The sequence below is a fragment of the Streptomyces sp. So13.3 genome, from assembly GCF_005860785.2.
Lineage (GTDB): Bacteria > Actinomycetota > Actinomycetes > Streptomycetales > Streptomycetaceae > Actinacidiphila > Actinacidiphila fildesensis.
In genome coordinates this window covers 1,082,315-1,100,227 of sequence record NZ_CP048835.1, presented here as the reverse complement: position 1 = coordinate 1,100,227, position 17,913 = coordinate 1,082,315, and the positions used below count along the sequence as shown (strand labels likewise).

The window sequence follows — 17,913 nt, the reverse complement described above, 5'->3', positions numbered from 1 at the left end:
CGTCAGATCTCCCGCTGGATGGAGCAGTAGACGTCGGCGAGCCGGACCAGCGCCTCCAGGCGGGCCAGCCCCCAGCGCCCGTACCTGCGGTTGAGGGCTTCGAACCGGGCGGGCCCCGCCCGGTCCACGGTCTCGGCGGTGCCCAGGACCACCTCCTGGCCCGCGATGGTCAGACGGAGGTGCCGGGGGTCCGGGTCGACGACCGGCGGGAGCAGCGGCCGGGCGAACCCGTGGTGGGACGCGACCAGATGGATGACCAGGTCCGTGTCGATGTCGTCGCGGCCGGCCGCGTGCAGTGCGGCGATGCGGGCCGAGAGCGCTTCGTGCCGCATCCCCTGCGGATAGCCGGAGGCCCGCCGGGCCGTCCCGGACCCGGCCCGGTCGGCCGGGTCCGTACCGGACTTGGCGAGCGGCTCCGGTGCGGCGAGGGCGGCGTCCTCGTCCCCGCCGTGCAGCATCGTCTGGAAGCGCGGATCCCGTTTGCCCTCGTCGTGCAGGGCGGCCGCGAGGGCGACGGCGGCGACCGTACGGCCGTCCAGGTGAAGGTTGCGGGCGTACAGTCCGGCGGCCGCGGACACCTCGGCCTGGTGTTCGGCGAGGGTCTGCGGCAGACCGGCCGTGGAGGGTCCGTTGAGGGGGGCCTGGCCGGCGACGAACAACCGGAGGCCGTTGACGGTGAGGAGGCGGCCTCCGCGGGCCAGGGCGCTGAACACCCTGAGGTGCGGGACGTCGCCGGGCGCGCTGCCTGCGAGCTCGGCGAACCGGCCGCGGTAGCGGGCCTGCTGTTCGGCGGTGAAGGGTGCGGTGTCGGCGGCGATGTCCGTGACCAGCTGGTCCACCCGGGAGGCGAGCGGGGGGTCGTGGACACGCACGGCGGTGGCCAGGTCCGGGCCGATCCGGACGCCGGCCCGGCCGTCCCCGCCGCCCACCAGGTCCGCGATGTCAACGACCGGATCGGTGGAGGCGGGGTTCCAGCCGTACGCGTCACACCCGCCGAATTCCGTCGGCAGGACGATGAGATCGTCGGCCTCGATGTCGTCGGGCGTGACGATCGCGATTGCCGCGTCGAACCGGTACCGGAGGATCTCCAAACCGGACCCGCCCTCTGACGGGCCGTCCGAGGGCTCCTCGCCCGGCCCGGGAAACGCGTCGTCGTCGGAGATCGCGGCGGCGTCCGGGCTGCCGGTCAGCCACCGCCGTACGGCGTGCAGCGGCAGTTCGATGCTCTCCTCGGCGGCCGGCGGGAACAGGTTCACCGTATTGCGCCATTCCTCGGCGGTCAGGCCCGCCTCGCGGGTCCGCCACGCGACGCTGACGACAGGGCGGGCGTCCGCGCCGATGCCGTGCAGATACGGGGCGACCGGCTCGTCGGCGTCCGGCGCCGGTTCGGTGCGCACCCAGGCGTCCAGCGCTGCCGCGTGCACGGGAGTTCTGACCGGCGGGGATCCGCGCATCGCCTGCCACTCCGTGGCATCGAGGCCGGCCGTCAACCGGCGCAGCGCGGCGGGGGAGACGGCCGGCCCGGGGCCGGTGAGCTCGGGGGTCTCGCCGGGGCCGGTGACGACCGGCGGGCAGAGCCCGGTCAGCAGGCGCCAGGTGGCGTCGCTCGCGTCCCTGTGCGGCCCGGGCACGTCCGCTGTGCCGTGGACCACGACGGCGCGGGCGTCGGTGCGCCGCCCGACGCGGTTGAGCCGGCCCAGCCGCTGGATCAGCGCCGGGAGCGGGGCCGCTTCGGTGACCAGCGCGTCGAAGTCGAGATCGGTGCCGACCTCGACGGTCTGGGTGGTCACCACATGGAACGGGCCGCCGTCGCGGGACTCGTGGCCGGCCTTCGTCCGGTCGTGCCACCGGCCCCGCAGATACTCCCGGTCCAGGGCGCGGCTCCGCCCCGTCAGCAGCACCTTCTCGCCGGGCAGCAGCTCCAGGACGGCCCGGGCCCGACCGAGCGTGTTGCAGACGACCCCGACGACCTGGCCGTCGGCGGCCGGCCGCTGCGCCCACGCGGCGAGGGAGGCGGCCATCGACCGATCCCGGCTATCCGCGTCCGTGCCGACCTCGACGGGATGGAGCCGCTTGGCCGACCGCAGCCGCGGACCCGCCACCGGATGACGCTCGTCGTCACCGGTGATGCCGTGCGCTTCGGCGCTCCCAAGCCCGGCGACCGCCGACATGGTCACCAGGACGGGGCGCAGTTCCCCGGGCGTCCCGTCCAGCGCGAAGGCGGCGCGGACTCCGGCCGCGAACTCCTCGGACCCGTGCGCCTCGTCGAGGACGATCAGTGAGTCGGTGCCGGTCAGGGCGGCGTCGATCGACCGGCGCCGGGTGCCGGTGCCGGAGCCGCGGAAGAGCAGGCGGCTGCCCACCTGGTCGATCGTGCCGACCACCACGGCGAGCCGGTCCGGGCGCTCCACCCAGTTCGCGGACCAGGTCACCCCGCCCCGCATCCGGGTCGCCTCCAGCACATCGGTGTCGCCCTCGCGCCACAGCGCCCGCGCGACCCGTCCGGTGGCCGTGCCCACCGGGACCGTGGGTACCACCGGAACCGTCGGTGCTGCCGGTCGGTCGGCGTACGGATCCGACAGCGCCGACCGCAGCGCCCGGGCGAGCCGCGCCGCGTGGTCGTACACCTCGTCGGCGGCCAACCGCCGGTCCACGACGTAGAAGATCCGCAGCGGTGCCCGGGAAGGGCCCGCGCCGTTGACGGGCCGGCCGCGCTCCAAGGCCGCAGTGAACACCGCGAGGTCGAGGACGCAGGTCTTGCCGAGTCCGGTCGGCACCGAGACGGCGCGCGGCCAGCCGTCCTTCACCACCCGGTCCACCAGTGCCGTCTGCCAGGGAAAGGGCTCGTACCCGTGAATCTCGCGGCAGAAGGCGGTGAAGTCGCCCGGCTCCGGTTCGAGTTCCAGCATGGATCGGACGCTCCTCAGGTGTCGGCGCCCAGTTTCGCAGGCGGCACCGGGGCTTGTGAAGGTCGAGCCGGCCGCGGAGGCGATGTGAGGGGAGTGAACGGAGAGTTGCTCGGAATTACAAGTTAGGAAACTTTACTAACGTCTATTGACGGCCACCGGGACCTTTGCCACTCTCGCTGCACGCGGCTTGGCGCGGCATCCCCGGATGTGACGCGCTCAGTGAGAGATCTGCCCCGGCCGTGGGCCTCGCGATGTCCCGGTGCAGCCGGGCTCCGCGATCAATCTCCCACGCCCGGAGGCAGTCGTGTCCTTGCTCCTGCCCGCCCGCCATCGCCGTCTGTACGGCCTGGTGGCGGCTCTCGCCCTGCTCATCACCCTGTCGGCCTCGTCGTCCGGATTCGCGGCCGGCGACGTGCTGCTGTCCCGCGGCAGGCCGGCCCTCTCGTCGTCCGACGAGAGCTCGTCCCTCAACGCGGCCAAGGCGGTGGACGGCAACACCGCCACCCGCTGGGCCAGCGAGGAGGGGCTCGACCCGCAGTGGATCCGCGTCGACCTCGGCGCCGCCCACACCCTCACCCGCGTACACCTCGACTGGGAGGCCGCCTACGGCAAGGCGTACCGCGTCGAGGTCTCGCCCGACGGCTCCGCCTGGACCAAGGCGTACTCGACGACCACCGGTGACGGCGGCATCGACGAGGTGGCCCTGCCGGCCGCCACCGCCGGCCGCTACGTCCGCGTGTACGGCACCGCCCGCGGCACCGCATACGGGTACTCCCTCAAGGAGTTCGAGGTGTACGGCCCGGCCGGCGGCCCGGACACCACCGCGCCGACCGCGCCCGGGAACCCGCGCGTCACCGGCACGACCGCCACGTCCGTCTCCCTCGCCTGGGACGCGTCCACCGACGACGTCGGTGTCACCGGCTACCAGGTGACACGGGACGGCGCGGTCGTCGCGACCGCGACCGGCACCACGTACACCGATACCGGCCGCACCCAGGGGACGGCCTACACCTACACCGTCAACGCCGTGGACGCGGCGGGCAACGTCTCCGCCGCGAGCGCACCGGTGACCGGCACACCCGGTCAGAGCTCGACCTCGTTCACGGTCGTCGCCGCGGGTGACATCGCCGATCCCGGCTGCGCCGCGGGCAACAACTGCGGGGCGGAGAACACCGCCAAGCGCGTCGAGGCCATCAATCCCGACGAGGTCCTCACCCTCGGGGACAACCAGTACGACACCGGCAGCCTCAGCGACTTCAAGAAGTACTACGGGACGACCTGGGGCCGGTTCCTCAACAAGACCCATCCGTCGACCGGCAACCACGAGTACGACGACAGCACCCCGGCGGCCGGCTACAAGGGGTACTTCGGCAGCCGCGCCACCCCCGACGGCAAGACCTACTACAGCTGGGACCGGGGCGGCTGGCACTTCGTGGCGCTCGACACCGAGACCTCCATGTCCGCCACCTCCGCGCAGGGCAAGTGGCTGGAGGCGGACCTCACCAAGAACACCAACGGCTGCGTCGCCGCGTACTGGCACCGCCCGCTGTACAGCTCCGGGCCGCAGGCCGACATGGTCAGCAAGCCCGTCTGGCAGATCCTGCGCGCCCACGGCGCCGACCTCATCCTGAACGGCCACGACCACCTCTACGAGCGCTTCGCACCGCAGAACGCGACGGGCGGCGCCGACCCGGCGGGCGTACGGGAACTGATCGTGGGCACCGGCGGCGCCGACAGCTACGGCTTCGAGAGCGCGCAGCCCAACAGCCAGAAGCGGATCACCGACGTCAAGGCCGTCCTGAAGCTGACCCTCACTCCGACCACGTACACCGGGCAGCTGATCCGCGACAACGGCTCGGTGCTCGACACCTTCGGTCCCGTCACCTGCCACTGACAGGTCCCGTCACCCGCCACCGACCCACGCTCGCGCTCAACGCACGGCGAACGCCGTGGAACAAGGAGACAACTCGTGAAACGACACCTGACGGCGCTCGCCGCCGCCATGGTGGCCCTGACGGCCGGAGCCGGTGCGATCTTCGCCGGCTCCGTGCCGGACCGGGCCGAAGCCGCCGGCCGCGGCAATCCGCACGGCGTCACCGGCGACCTGGCGCACTCGTCGAACCGGGCCATCAGCAAGGCGGAGGCGCTGGCCCACCCGGAGCGACTGGTCACCCTCGCCAAGAGCCTGCACACGCGAGTGGTCAACGCCCGGCTGCCGCTGACGACCGATCAGGGCGCGCTGTGGCCCAGCGACTCCGACCCGCGATGGCTCATCAGCTGCAACGAGAGCGACCCGGACAAGCCGGGACTGCTGCGCACGGAGCTGGCGACCGGCAGGTCCCAGACGATCCTGACCGGCACCGAGGCTTGCGACCCCGTGCGGCGCACCGCCTGGGGAACGATCGTCATCGGGGAGGAGACCGGTGGCGGCCCCGAGGGCGGCCGGCTCTACGAGCTGATCGACCCGCTGCACACCACCGGAGTGACGCTCGACCGGTCCACCGGCCGCTTCAGCGGCGGCACCGGGGCGGCGAACCTCACCGTCCGGCCCGGCGTCGGCCGGATGTCCTACGAGGGCATCTCGGTGCTGCCCAACGGCCTGCTCTACTACGCCGACGAGAACCGTCCCGACAAGGGCGCGCCCGGCGGCGCGCTGTTCAAGTTCGTACCGGACAAGCCGCGGGCGGCGGGCGTCGGCCCCATCCACCGGCTGAGCGAGTCGCCGTTCGCGTCCGGCCGGGTCTACGGGCTCCGACTGGGCCGGTACGAAGGCGGCCGGGACTACGGGCAGGGCACCCAGACCGGCCAGGGCGCCTGGATCCCCGTCCCCGACCGCACCGACCCCGACCTGACCGGAGCCACCGCCGCGCTCCATCTGACCGGCCTGTACCGGCCGGAGGACATGGACCTGGACGGGACCGCGCTCGCCGCCGGGCAGGTCCGCGCCTGCGTCAACGAGACGGGAAACGAGGACGAGGCGCAGAACTGGGGCGAGTCGGTGTGCCTGACCGACGGGACGGTGGCCGCCGCCACCACCAACGCGGCGATCCCGCAGATCCAGTTGTTCGTCCCGGGCAGTCCGGCGGTCAACATGCCCGACAACCTGGCCTTCCGGCCGGGCCGCGGCACCTGGGTCGTGCACGAGGACGGTGACACCGAGAGCGATCTGCAGGGCTTCCACGGCAACGACCTGTGGAGTTGTCTGCCGGACGGGTCCGACCCCGACCTGCAGAGCGACGGCTGTATCCGGGTGGCGACCGTCAACGATCCGATGGGCTCGTTCACCGGTGGCGTCTTCGACGCGACCGGGCGCCATCTGTACGTGATCGTCCAGTACAACGTCACCGGCTACGGCGTACTGCTCGACATCAGCGGGTGGAAGTAGCCGATGTACATCTCGGCGAGCAGCAGCACCAGTGCCGCCGACGGCGCCCCGGGCCTCCGCCCGGGGCGCCGGGCCGGGCTGCTGCGTACGGTCCCCGCCAACGTGGTCGCACTCGGCGCCGTCAGCATGGTCACCGATGTCTCCTCGGAGATGGTCAGTGCGGTACTGCCGCTCTACCTGGTCCTCCAACTGGGCCTGAGCCCGCTCGCGTTCGGCATGTTCGACAGCCTGTACTCCGGCGCCACCGTCCTCGTACGGCTGGTCGGCGGCCATCTCGCCGACCGCCGTCAGCGCCGCAAACTGGTCGCCGGGATCGGCTACGGGCTGTCGGCGGTGTGCAAACTCGGCCTGCTGGCCGCGGGGAGCTCGGTGGGCGCCCTCGGCGCGGTGGTGGCCGCCGACCGGGCGGGCAAGGGCCTGCGCACCGCCCCTCGGGACGCGCTCATCTCCCTCAGTACGCCACCGCAGGCCCTCGGACTCGCCTTCGGTGTGCACCGGGCGATGGACACCGTCGGCGCCTTCATCGGCCCGCTCGCGGCCTTCGCGGTCCTCGCCGCGACCGGCACCGCCTACGACGCGGTGTTCGTCGTCAGCTTCTGCGTCGCCGCGCTCGGTGTGGTGCTGCTCGTCTCACTCGTCCGGGACCGGCAGGATCCACCCCCGGACCGGCGGGAGCCCGCGCTGCGCGCCGCGTTCGGACTGCTGCGCGCGGCCGCGTTCCGCCGCACCTGCGTCCTGACCGCCGCCCTGGGTCTCGTCACGGTCAGCGACTCCTTCATCTACCTGCTGCTGCAACGGCGGTTGGGGATCGCCCCGGAGTACTTCCCGCTGCTGCCGCTCGGCACCACCGGCGCCTACCTCCTGCTCGCCGTGCCGCTCGGCCGGATGGCGGACCGTACCGGCAGGTTCCGGATGTTCCTCGGCGGCCATGTGGCGCTGCTCGGCGCGTACGCGATGCTGCTCGGACCCGCCGGCGGACTCTTCGTCCTCATCCCGGCGCTCCTGCTGCACGGGGTGTTCTACGCCGCGACCGACGGCGTGCTGATGGCCGCGGCAGGACCGATGCTGCCCGCCGGGCTGCGGACGAGCGGGATGGCACTGCTGCAGACCGGTCAGGCGGGTGCCCGGGTGGTGTCCTCGATCATCCTCGGCGCTGCCTGGACGGCATGGGGTCCGCGCACCGGGCTCGCGGTGATGGCGACCGGGCTGGCGGTGTGCCTCCTGGTGGCCAGGTTCGGCTTCCCGACGGACGACGCCCGGACCGACGACACCGACTCCTCCGGCGGCACCGAAGCACCCGACGACCGTGCACCTGGCACCGCATCACCCAACGCCCGGGCGTACGACGAGGAGACGATCGCATGACCGCATTCCGGCAGCACGCCCGCTTCCGGCTGCTCGCACCGGTGGTCGCCCTGCTGGTGCTGGCCGGGCTCGGGGTCGGCTACAGCGTCCACGCGGCAAAGCGCGAGGCGGTCCCCGCCGTCCACGGCGAGCCGATCGACACCGCCCGCCCCGGCCAACTGCTGTTCCGGAACACCGCTCCCGGGGCCGGCCACGGCAACATCGCGGCCGTGCCGGCCGACACGGCCGGCGCTCCCCGTACGGTCAGCGGGCTGGGCTGCGAGCGGTTCTACAGCGCGGCGGGCACCGGCGTCTGCCTCGTCACCAGCACCGGCGCCGTGCCCAGGACGTACGCGCTGATCGTCGACCGTCAACTGCGCGAGGTCCGCCGGGTGAAGCTGTCGGGCATCCCCAACCGCGCCCGGGTCTCGCCCAGCGGGCGCATGGTCTCCTGGACGGTGTTCGTCCAGGGGGACTCCTACAACACGGGCGGCTTCTCCACCTGGACCGGAATCCTCGATACCCGTACCGGCTACGCGGTGCTGAACATCGAGGACATCCCGTTGTTCATCGACGGCCGCCGCTACCGCGCGTCCGACGTCAACTTCTGGGGGGTGACCTTCGCGGCGGACGACAACCGCTTCTACGCGACCGTGACGACGAAGGGGAAGACGTACCTCGTCCAGGGCGACTACGGGAAGTGGGAGGCGCACACGCTGCGTGAGAACGCCGAGTGCCCTTCCCTGTCGCCGGACGGCACCCGGGTGGTGTTCAAGAAGCGGGTCTACTCCGACGCGGCGCGGCCCTGGCGGCTCCACGTGCTCGACCTGGCGACGATGCTGGAGACCCCGCTCGCCGAGACGGCGAGCATCGACGACCAGGCCGCGTGGTTCGACGAGCACACCGTCATGTACGCCAGATCGCGGGGCAAGGGCGGCTCCGACGTCTGGGCCGTCCCGTCCGACGGGACCGGACAACCCCGTGAACTCATTGTCGACGCAGCGTCACCAAGTCGCTGAAGGAAGGGTTCCGGGCACGGACGGTGGCCGTCGTGAGCATTCCGACGGCCACCGCGCCTTCACTGTGCGAAACCTGAGTGGGGGTACAACTCGGACGAGGGCTCCCAAGAGCGGGCGTACGGCGGCCCATCGAGCAAGCGCTGTCACGAAGTTGCGTCAAAGGCGAACCCAGACCGCTGCTCAAGCGTCTAAAGGAGTGAGCACAACGAGCCTGCCGGGCACAGCCGTGGCGGTGCTGGAGAGTCAGGAGCGCGTTATGGAACCGGAGCCGGCCGTTGACGTCAGGAGACGTGTCGTCTGTCCCCGCTGCCACAGAGTGAGATGCATCTGCACCTGACACGGCCCCCACCCGGCGGATTCCGGGAGTCCGGTCGGCCGCTCCACCCCGAAAACGGACATGGGGCGACGCCCGCCGCTCACGTTGCCGGCCGCCTGCTAGCGTCGGCGCGGAAGGCGAGTCGTCCCCGGGCCTGAGACCTTGTCGCTCGGCCCGGCCCGGAATCGCCCGGACGTTACTTACACAGTGGGAGCATGCCAGTGCGGGGAAGACACGGCCGGTCACGGTCGCGGGTAGTCACCGGTATCACCGCGGCGGTCGCGGTCTCGGCGCTGGCGGTCGGAGCGTACGCCTCCGCATCCCCGGCAGGCCACGGGCAGGCGGCCTCGCCCGCCGGTGCGTCGCGTGCGTTGCAGGCGGACTTCAGCGCCGCCGCCGCGGAGTTCCAGGTACCCGAGAGCGTGCTGCTCGCCGTGTCGTACCACCAGACGCGCTGGGAATCGCACCAGGGCGCACCGAGCGCCACGGGCAACTTCAATGTCATGGGCCTCACGCAGGTCGACGCGTCGGCCGTACCGGCCCGCACCGACAGCGAGCGCCGCGCGGATCTGAACCAGCGGGGCGAAGGCGGCGCAAGCGCCGCACAGCGGTTCCGTCCGGACAAGGCGGCGCTCGCCGCCGTCGGCTCCGTCCGGACGTCGGATCCGGCGCTGCACACCCTGGACGCCGCCGCCGCGCTGATCGACGAGCCCGCCAAGGCGCTCCGCACCGATCCGCGGGAGAGCGTCCGCGGCGGTGCGGCCCTGCTCGCCTCCTACGAGAAGCAGGCGCACGGGAAGCTCGCCGCCGACCCGGGCCAGTGGTACGACGCCGTCGCGCGCTACACCCAGTCCCCGGACACCGCCGCCGCGAACCAGTTCGCCGACCGGGTCTTCGCGACCATCCGCACCGGCGCCACCCGCACCAACGCGGACGGCCAGCAGGTCACGCTGGCCGCCGCCGCGGCGGAGTGCCCCTCGGGTCTGGTGTGCGACGTCGTCCCGGCCGCCTACCAGGGGACGAACGCCGCGGACCCGGCCGTCTACGGCAACTACGACAAGGCCAACCGGCCGGCCGACGGCCAGACGATCCGCTACATCGTCATCCATGACACCGAGAGCGACTACAGCTCCGCCGTCAACATCTTCCAGAACCCGACCTCCTACGTCAGCGCGAACTACCTGGTCCGCGCGAAGGACGGCCTGGTGTCACAGGTGGTGCCCACCAAGGACGAGGCGTGGCACGCCGGCAGCAAGGTGCTGAACATGCACAGCCTCGGCGTCGAGCACGAGGGCTTCGCCCTCACGAACGCGAGCTGGTACACCGAGGCGCAGTACGAGTCCTCGGCGGCACTCGTGCGCTACCTGGCGGCCCGCTTCAACATCCCGCTCGACCGGCAGCACATCATCGGCCACGACGATGTCACCGGCCCGACGGACGACTACGTGGCGGGCATGCACTACGACCCCGGTACGTACTGGGACTGGTCGCACTACATGGATCTGCTCGGCGCCCCGCTCGGCGGCAACGGCGCTCCGATCGTCGGCGGGGAGATCACCATCGCTCCGCCCTTCACCACGGCGAACCAGCCCGTGGTGACCGGTTGCGACGGCAAGACGTCCACGAGCCCGTGCCCGGCACGTCCGGCGAACTTCGTCTATCTGCGGACCTCCCCGTCCGCTTCCGCGGCCTTGATCAAGGACGCTCTCGTCGCCAAGAAGGGGGCCACGGGGACCATCCAGGGAGCCGACTGGACGGACAAGGCGGTCTCCGGCCAGACCTTCATCGTCGCCGATGTCCAGGGCGACTGGACGGCGATCTGGTACGCGGGCCAGAAGGCGTGGTTCTTCAACCCCGGCGGACAGAACGCCGTCGCCAACAGCCGCACCGCGCAGAAGGTCGTCACCCCCGCCGGCAGCGCCGCCGTACCGGTCTACGGCCGCTCCTACCCGGAGGAGTCCGCGTACCCGGCCGTCCTCTCCGCCGTCGGCAAGGACCCCAAGCAGCAGGTCGTGGCGACCAGCTACACCATGCCGGCCGGCCAGGCCTATGTCGCCGACGCGCCGATCGCGAGCGACTTCTTCTACGCGCAGAACGTCAACATGGACGCGCCCGGGGACCACACCCTGGTCGTCGGCACGACGACGTACTACCCGATCCGCTACAACCACCGCATCGCCTTCGTGAAGGCGAGTGATGTCACCACCGTCGAGGCGGCCAAGCCCCCGACGGGCACGTACACGCCGACCGGTCCGACGCGGGTGCTCGACACGCGGTCGGGGCTGGGTGCGGCGAAGGCTCCGGTGGGTCCGGGGGCGAGCATCGCCCTGCAGGTCGCGGGCGTCGGTGCCGTGCCGGCCACCGGAGTCACGGCGGTCGTCCTGAACGTGACGGCGGTCGCGCCGACCTCCGGTGGCTTCGTGAGCGTCTATCCGGACGGGCAGCCCCGGCCGGGCGTCTCGAACCTCAACTTCTCGCCGCAGCAGACCATCGCGAACCTCGTCGTGGTTCCGGTGATCAACGGAAAGATCGACTTCTACAACCTCGCCGGCAACGTCAACCTGCTGGCCGACCTCACCGGCTACTACTCCACCTCGACCACCGGCTCCCGCTTCAACAGCGCCGGTCCGACGCGGGTGCTCGACACGCGGTCGGGGCTGGGTGCGGCGAAGGCTCCGGTGGGTCCGGGGGCGAGCATCGCCCTGCAGGTCGCGGGCGTCGGTGCCGTGCCGGCCACCGGAGTCACGGCGGTCGTCCTGAACGTGACGGCGGTCGCGCCGACCTCCGGTGGCTTCGTGAGCGTCTATCCGGACGGGCAGCCCCGGCCGGGCGTCTCGAACCTCAACTTCGTGGCGAAGCAGACGATTCCGAACCTGGTCGTGGTTCCGGTGGTGAACGGGAAGGTCGACTTCTACAACCTCCTGGGCACCGTTGACCTGCTGGCCGACCTCACCGGCTACTACACCTCCACAGGATCGGTGTTCAACACCGCGGGACCCACCCGCGTGCTCGACACCCGCTCCGGCACCGGAGGCATCCACGCCCCCGTCGGCCCCGGCGGCACCATCACCCTGCAGATCGCCGGACGCGCGGGGCTGCCGGCCACGGGTGTGACGGCGGTCGTCCTGAACGTGACGGCGGTCGCGCCGACCTCCGGTGGCTTCGTGAGTGTCTATCCGGACGGGCAGCCGCGGCCGGGGGTTTCGAATCTCAACTTCGTGGCGAAGCAGACGATTCCGAACCTGGTCGTGGTTCCGGTGGTGAACGGGAAGGTCGACTTTTACAACCTCCTGGGCAATGTCCACCTGCTGGCCGACCTGACCGGCTACTACACCAGCTGACAAGGGGTACGGAAGGGCCCGGCCGCGACCAGCGGCCGGGCCCTTCAGCGTTTCCCGGGCCGTGTTCGCGCCGGAGTGGGTCCGCGCGAAGCCACTGGTCTGCCACGTACCACCCTCGGACGTGACCGCGAAGGCCTCCGCTCCCGGCAGGTCCTCCAGCCACCCGCGGGCCCGGTCCGCGCCCATTGCGCAGGCGGCGGTGGCCCAGGCATCGGCGTCGGTCAGGCCGCGGGCGACCACCGTGACCGAGGCGAGGGCATCGGCCGGGGGTGCGCCGGTGTGCGGGTCGAGGATGTGGCAGCCGCGTTCGGCGGGGCCGGAGGTGGCCACGGCCAGTGTGTGCCGGGCCTCGACGACGGTCACCACGGCACCGGGCCGCAGCGGGTCCGCCACCCCCACCCGCCAGGGTCCGCCGTGCAGCTGCACATCGCCGCCGCCGTTGACGCAGACGGCGGGCGCACCCGCGGAGTGCAGCATCGCGGCCGCCCGCTCCACGGCCCACCCCTTGACGAGACCGGTCGGATCGATCCCTCCCGCGTACCGGGCGCTGAACCAGCCGCCGCTGAGCCACTCTGCGTCCGCACACAGCCGCAGCACCTCCCGTACCTCCGCCGAGCACTCGTCGGGGGTGAGCTCGCCGCGGGCCAGCCGGCTGACCTGGCTGCCGGTCCGGTAGGGCGAGAACTCCTCGTCCACGTGGTGCAGCCAGGCGGTGGCGGCGGCCAGCGCGGTACGGGTGCGCGGACCCGTGTCACCACGGACGTCGAACGAGAACACGGTGCCCATCACGTGCTCCACGTGCCGCAGCCGATCCGGGGTGTCAGCCACCGGATCTGTCCAACGCGCTCTGCAGGGAGCGGATGTACCCCTCGCTGGTGTACGTCGCGCCGGAGACGGTGTCGATGCCCGCGCTCTGGGCGTCGAGGGCCTCCTGGGTGAGCTGCGGAACGGAGAACTCGGCGACCTCCTGGTCCCGGCCGTTCTCGTCGGGTACCTGGAGCACGGTGACCGCGGTGATCTTCGACCCGGTCAGGGTGATCCGCACCTGTACCGGCCCGAACCGCGTCTGGATGGTGTCCCCGTCGACGGTCCGGACCCCGCCGGACGTCGAACCCGCCGACGCCGACGGGGCGGACCCTGCCGCTGTGGGGGAGGGTCCCTGGTTCGGGTTCTGTTGCGCCACCGACTGGTGTTGCGCGTGCGGTTTCAGCGACAGCAGGAGGACGACGCCGGTCACGGTGGCTGCCGCGCTCAGCACGATGCGGCGCAGGGGATGGGTTCGCATGGCGCTCACAGCTCGAAGGATTCGTGGTGGATGCGGCCGGCGGGCACACCGGCCGCGCGCAGTGCGTCGTACGACTCCTGCGCCATGCCTTCCGGCCCGCACAGGTACACGTCGTGCTGTGCGATGTCGGGCAGTATCGTCCGCAGGCCGGTGACGGTGATCGCGGCGCGGGTGCCGTCGGCCGCGTTGACGGCGTAGTACAGGCGGGCTCCGCGGGACTGCGCTATCGACTCCAGCTCCGACCGCAGGGCCAGGTCCCCTGGTGTGCGGGCCCGGTACAGCAGGGTCAGCTCGCCGGGGCGGGCGGGGAGCGTCTCGAACAGCGCGCGCAGCGGGGTGACACCCACCCCGCCGGCGAGCAGCAGCACCTTGGAACGGGTCCGGCGGGCGGAGGTCAGCGCCCCGTACGGGCCCTCCGCCCAGACCCGGGTGCCGGGCCGGAGCAGGGCCAGCGCCGCGCTGTGGGCACCGGCGGCCTTGACGGTGATGCGCAGCTGGTCCGGGCGGGGGGCGGCCGACAGCGAGTACGGACTGGAGGTCCACCACAGTCCGCCGGTGAGGAACCGCCAGCGCAGGAACTGGCCCGGCTCGGCGCGCAGTCCGTCCAGCCGGCGCCCCTGGATCAGGACGGAGACGACGCCGGGCGCCTCGCGTACGACCGCCGCGACCCGCAGCCGGTGCCGCACGTTCAACCGGACGGGGACGAGAACGCGGAACCACACCACCAGCGCAGCGACCCCGAGGTACAGCGCGTACCAGGCGTTCCGGGCCGCCGCGTTCCCGGCGAAATCGGCGCCGAGGGCGAGTTGGTGGCCGAAGGCGAGGAAGAGCGCGAGATAGGTCATGACGTGCAGGTAGTACCAGGTCTCGTAGCTGACCCGGCGGCGTACGGCACGCGCGGAGAAGACGCCGACGGCGACGAGGATCAGCGCACCCGCCGTCCCCTTGAGCATCTCCGGATAGTCCAGCACCACGGTCGTGGTCTCCCGCACCACGCTCGTGCGGGCCTGCAGCGCGTAGCCCCAGATGATCAGGACGATGTGGGCCAGCAGCAGACAGACGGTGTAGCGGCCGGCCATCGCGTGCCAGCGGGCCACCCGGTCGCTGCCCACCCCGCGTTCCAGGGCGGGCACCCTGGCCATGAGGGCGACCAGGACGGCGCAGCCGTAGCCGGTGAGGAGGCCGGCGATCCGGCCCGCGCCGATCAGCCAGCCTGCCGGCCCGACGACCGAGGCGGTGTCCAGCCACCACAGCGCCAGCACCGTGACCGCACCCGCCCCGACCAGGGAAAGGATGAAGCGGGCCGGTGAGCGGCGGCCGCGCGGCGCGGGTGGCCCGGGCGGCGCGGACCGGCGCCGGGCCGCCCGGTGGCCGTAGGTGGTCGCCACGATGTCCCCTTTCGTCGGCTGACGGCCCACTGTGCCGCCGCAACCTCTGAATCAGCTCTGAACCGGAGGCCCGGGGCGGGTCTCATGGGAAACTCAGAGGTTGGGGCGGCATGCTGGACGGACCATGGACATCCCTCCCGCCGCACCCCCGCTGCCCTCCCTGACCCGCCCGGACGGCACCCCGGTCCGGGTCCTCGTCGTGGACGACGAGCCGGACCTGCTCGAGGTCCTCGCCGGGGTCCTGCACTACGAGGGCTGGCAGGTGCGGACCGCCGCCGACGGGGCCTCGGCGCTCACCGCGGCCCGGGACTTCCAGCCCGACGCCGTCGTCCTCGACATCATGCTGCCGGACTTCGACGGGCTGTCCGTGCTGCGCGGACTGCGGGACCGGCAGCCCGGGATCTGTGTGCTGTTCCTGACCGCGCGCGATGCCGTCGAGGACCGGATCGCCGGCCTCACCGCGGGCGGCGACGACTACGTCACCAAACCGTTCAGCCTCGAAGAGGTACTGGCCCGGCTGCGCGGGCTGCTGCGCCGCGCGGGCATGACCCGGCGGCGGCCCGAGGGCGCGCTGCTGAGCGTCGGCGACCTGGTCATGGACGAGGAGGCGCGGGAGGTGACCCGGGACGGGCAGACCGTCGAGCTGTCGCCGACCGAGTTCGAGCTGCTGCGGTATCTGCTGCGCAACCCCCGCCGGGTGCTGAGCAAGGCGCAGATCCTGGACCACGTCTGGTCGTACGACTTCGGCGGCCAGGCCCACATCGTGGAGCTCTACATCAGCTATCTGCGCAAGAAGATCGACGTCGGACGCGTTCCGATGATCCACACGGTGCGGGGCGCCGGATACGTCCTCAAGCCGGGCACCCCGTGATCCGCCCGCACTCGCTGCGCGCCCGGCTGACCTGCGGGCTGGTGGTGCTGCTCGCGGTCAGCTGCGCCGCCGTCGGCGTCGCGGCGGTGCTCGCGCTGCGGGGCTTTCTCACCGAGCGCCTCGACCAGCAGCTCAGCGACGCGGGCGGCCAGTTCCCGGCGAGCCTGGAGCACGCGGGGGAGCACGGCGAACCCGACGCGGACAACCACGCCGACACCCGCCGCCAGTCGCCCGGCACCTTCGGCGCCCGGCTGCTCGCGGGAGTGGTCACCGACGCCGCTGTGGTGCGCTCCGGCACCGACACCACGGTGGAGCTCAACGCGGCCGACAAGGCGGAACTGGCGGCCGTTCCGGTCGACGGCCATGCCCACGACATCAGGCTGTCGGCCCTGCACCGCTACCGGGTCAGGGCCCTGGCCGGCGACGACCAGGACGTGCTCATCACCGGTCTGCCCCTGCACGGCGTCGAGGAGACCGTGCACCGGCTCGAACTGGTCGAGGCGGCCGTCTTCGGCGGCGCCCTGGTGGTGACCGGTGTGGCCGGGGCGCTGTGGGTGCGCTGGTCGCTGCGGCCGTTGCGCAGGGTCGCCGCGACCGCCACGGCCGTGACGCGGCTGCCGCTGGACAGCGGCGAGGTCGCCCTGCCGCTGCGGGTCCCGGACGCGGATCCGCGCAGCGAGGCGGGACAGGTGGCCACCGCCTTCAACCTCATGCTCGGCCATGTCGGCGACGCCCTGTCCAAGCGGCACACGAGCGAGGAACGGCTGCGCCGGTTCGCGGCCGACGCCAGCCATGAACTGCGCACCCCCGTCGCGTCGGTGCGCGGCCACGCGGAACTGGCGCTGCGCCACCCGGGCCCGGTGCCGGCCGAGGTACGGCGGTCGCTGGAGCGGGTGGCCGCGGAGTCCGCGCGGATGGGCGTGATGGTCGACGACCTGCTGCTGCTCGCCCGGCTGGACGCCGGCCGGCCGCTGGAGCGCCGGCCGGTGGACCTGACGCGGCTGGTGCTGGACGCGGTGGACGACGCACGGGCCGCCGGCCCCGGTCACCGCTGGGTGCTCGATCTGCCGGAGGAGCCCGTCACCGTCCCCGGCGACGCCCACCGGCTGCAGCAGGTGGTGGCGAACCTGCTGGCCAACGCCCGCATCCACACCCCGGACGGGACCGAGGTCGCGGTGCGGCTGCGGACCGTACCGTCAGGCGATGGGACGGTCGAGGTGAGAGTCGCGGACAACGGCCCGGGGGTGCCGGAGGCGGTGCGCGCGACGCTCTTCGAACGTTTCGCGCGGGCCGACCGGCGGCGCCCCGGCGCGGGCAGCGGTGCGGGCCTGGGCCTGGCCATCGTCGCCGCCGTGGTCGAGGCGCACGACGGCACGGTCACCGCCCGCAGCCGGCCGGGCCGGAGCGAGTTCACGGTGCGGCTGCCGCTCGGTGACGGCGCCGGCGGCGCCAAGGAGGAGCCGGAGGTGGGTGCGGGGCCGTGGTAGTGCGCGGCCCCGCGGTCGGCTCAGGGCCAGTCCTGGGCCATCGAGCGGTCTTCCCGCGCGATGGACTTGCACAACTGCCGTACGAGCGTGTGCGGGCCGACGTGCTTGGTGGCCAGTTCCAGTGCCCGCTCGATCGCGAAGTCGAACGGATCGCGGCGGATCTCCTCCCGGCGTTGCGGATCCGCGGCCGCGGTGGCGAAGAGCGACTTGACGGACTTGCCCTCGCGGGCGGACCAGGCGTTGAGCAGCCCGATGGTGTAACTCCGGGCGGAGTCGTTCGGGCCGGTCCCGTCGTCCGGGAGCGCGGTCCGTTCCTGGCCCTCCGCCCGATGGATCCGCATGAGGAAGGTCACCGCGACCTTGGTCAGGGTGAACAGGGTGTCGTCGTCGAGTTCGAGCAGCAGGTCGACCCTGCCGCGGGCCATGGCACTCTCGCCGGGAGCGGCTTCGGCGACGGCGGCCTGGAGCAGTACATCGCCCCGCTGAAGGGCATTCATGTCGAGCACGGAGATCGTTGGGTGTGGGGCCGGGGGACTCGCGGGATTACCGCGCGAGGCGGGCCGTCCAG

At 72.4% G+C, this 17,913-nt stretch carries 11 protein-coding genes and 1 pseudogene; 7 read left to right on the top strand and 5 right to left on the bottom strand.

All coding sequences use genetic code 11. The features are described from left to right. Nucleotides 1-2 precede the first annotated feature (2 nt). Nucleotides 3-2,909: a type I-U CRISPR-associated helicase/endonuclease Cas3 gene (gene cas3u, locus C8250_RS05175; protein WP_138351372.1), complete on the bottom strand. Its 2,907-nt coding sequence runs from the start codon at nt 2,907-2,909 to the stop codon at nt 3-5. Between the two features lie 304 nt (nt 2,910-3,213). Here cas3u and C8250_RS05170 point away from each other — a divergent pair, with 304 nt between their 5' ends. From C8250_RS05170 to C8250_RS05150, 5 genes are all read left to right on the top strand, one after another. Next, nucleotides 3,214-4,803: a discoidin domain-containing protein gene (locus tag C8250_RS05170; RefSeq protein ID WP_244808975.1), complete on the top strand. Its 1,590-nt coding sequence runs from the start codon at nt 3,214-3,216 to the stop codon at nt 4,801-4,803. 75 nt (nt 4,804-4,878) lie between these two features. Continuing rightward, complete coding sequence (locus C8250_RS05165) at nt 4,879-6,294, top strand: alkaline phosphatase PhoX (RefSeq protein WP_138351373.1); 1,416 nt, start codon at nt 4,879-4,881, stop codon at nt 6,292-6,294. A gap of 3 nt (nt 6,295-6,297) precedes the next feature. Then, nucleotides 6,298-7,659, top strand: a complete 1,362-nt coding sequence (locus C8250_RS05160) for an MFS transporter (protein ID WP_138351374.1) — start codon at nt 6,298-6,300, stop codon at nt 7,657-7,659. Next, nucleotides 7,656-8,657, top strand: coding sequence for a hypothetical protein (locus tag C8250_RS05155; protein WP_138351375.1), 1,002 nt, complete (start codon nt 7,656-7,658; stop codon nt 8,655-8,657). Before C8250_RS05160 ends, C8250_RS05155 begins: the two co-directional genes overlap by 4 nt. A 531-nt stretch (nt 8,658-9,188) precedes the next feature. Beyond that, nucleotides 9,189-12,314 (top strand): peptidoglycan recognition family protein, encoded by a 3,126-nt coding sequence (locus C8250_RS05150; protein ID WP_187144735.1) that lies wholly within the window; start codon nt 9,189-9,191, stop codon nt 12,312-12,314. An 81-nt stretch (nt 12,315-12,395) separates the two neighbouring features. Here C8250_RS05150 and C8250_RS05145 read toward each other — a convergent pair. The 3 genes and pseudogenes from C8250_RS05145 to C8250_RS05135 form a co-directional block, all read right to left on the bottom strand. Next, nucleotides 12,396-13,100 (bottom strand): annotated as a pseudogene (locus tag C8250_RS05145) (FAD:protein FMN transferase); the annotation flags it as partial. A gap of 34 nt (nt 13,101-13,134) precedes the next feature. Further along, complete coding sequence (locus tag C8250_RS05140; protein ID WP_138351597.1) at nt 13,135-13,599, bottom strand: FMN-binding protein; 465 nt, start codon at nt 13,597-13,599, stop codon at nt 13,135-13,137. Nucleotides 13,600-13,604: 5 nt separating this feature from the next. Further along, nucleotides 13,605-14,987 (bottom strand): ferredoxin reductase family protein, encoded by a 1,383-nt coding sequence (locus C8250_RS05135; protein ID WP_138351379.1) that lies wholly within the window; start codon nt 14,985-14,987, stop codon nt 13,605-13,607. A 124-nt stretch (nt 14,988-15,111) separates the two neighbouring features. Between C8250_RS05135 and C8250_RS05130 the strand changes: the two genes are divergently transcribed. Then, nucleotides 15,112-15,858 carry a response regulator transcription factor gene (locus tag C8250_RS05130; RefSeq protein ID WP_138351380.1) on the top strand — a complete coding sequence of 249 codons (747 nt, stop codon included), beginning with the start codon at nt 15,112-15,114 and terminating at the stop codon, nt 15,856-15,858. Beyond that, complete coding sequence (locus C8250_RS05125) at nt 15,855-17,345, top strand: HAMP domain-containing sensor histidine kinase (protein ID WP_244808974.1); 1,491 nt, start codon at nt 15,855-15,857, stop codon at nt 17,343-17,345. The genes C8250_RS05130 and C8250_RS05125 overlap by 4 nt, the downstream gene beginning before the upstream one ends. Before the next feature lie 20 nt (nt 17,346-17,365). On the opposite strand, the gene C8250_RS05120 is transcribed toward C8250_RS05125, so the two are convergent. Further along, nucleotides 17,366-17,842 (bottom strand): hypothetical protein, encoded by a 477-nt coding sequence (locus C8250_RS05120; protein WP_138351381.1) that lies wholly within the window; start codon nt 17,840-17,842, stop codon nt 17,366-17,368. Nucleotides 17,843-17,913 lie beyond the last annotated feature (71 nt).

What these genes read in the sequence shown, in the direction of transcription:
- cas3u (WP_138351372.1), bottom strand. Translation starts at nt 2,909, where the DNA reads ATGCTGGAACTCGAACCGGAGCCGGGCGACTTCACCGCCTTCTGCCGC.
- C8250_RS05160 (WP_138351374.1), top strand. Translation starts at nt 6,298, where the DNA reads ATGTACATCTCGGCGAGCAGCAGCACCAGTGCCGCCGACGGCGCCCCG.
- C8250_RS05155 (WP_138351375.1), top strand. Translation starts at nt 7,656, where the DNA reads ATGACCGCATTCCGGCAGCACGCCCGCTTCCGGCTGCTCGCACCGGTG.
- C8250_RS05150 (WP_187144735.1), top strand. Translation starts at nt 9,189, where the DNA reads ATGCCAGTGCGGGGAAGACACGGCCGGTCACGGTCGCGGGTAGTCACC.
- C8250_RS05140 (WP_138351597.1), bottom strand. Translation starts at nt 13,599, where the DNA reads ATGCGAACCCATCCCCTGCGCCGCATCGTGCTGAGCGCGGCAGCCACC.
- C8250_RS05130 (WP_138351380.1), top strand. Translation starts at nt 15,112, where the DNA reads ATGGACATCCCTCCCGCCGCACCCCCGCTGCCCTCCCTGACCCGCCCG.
- C8250_RS05120 (WP_138351381.1), bottom strand. Translation starts at nt 17,842, where the DNA reads ATGAATGCCCTTCAGCGGGGCGATGTACTGCTCCAGGCCGCCGTCGCC.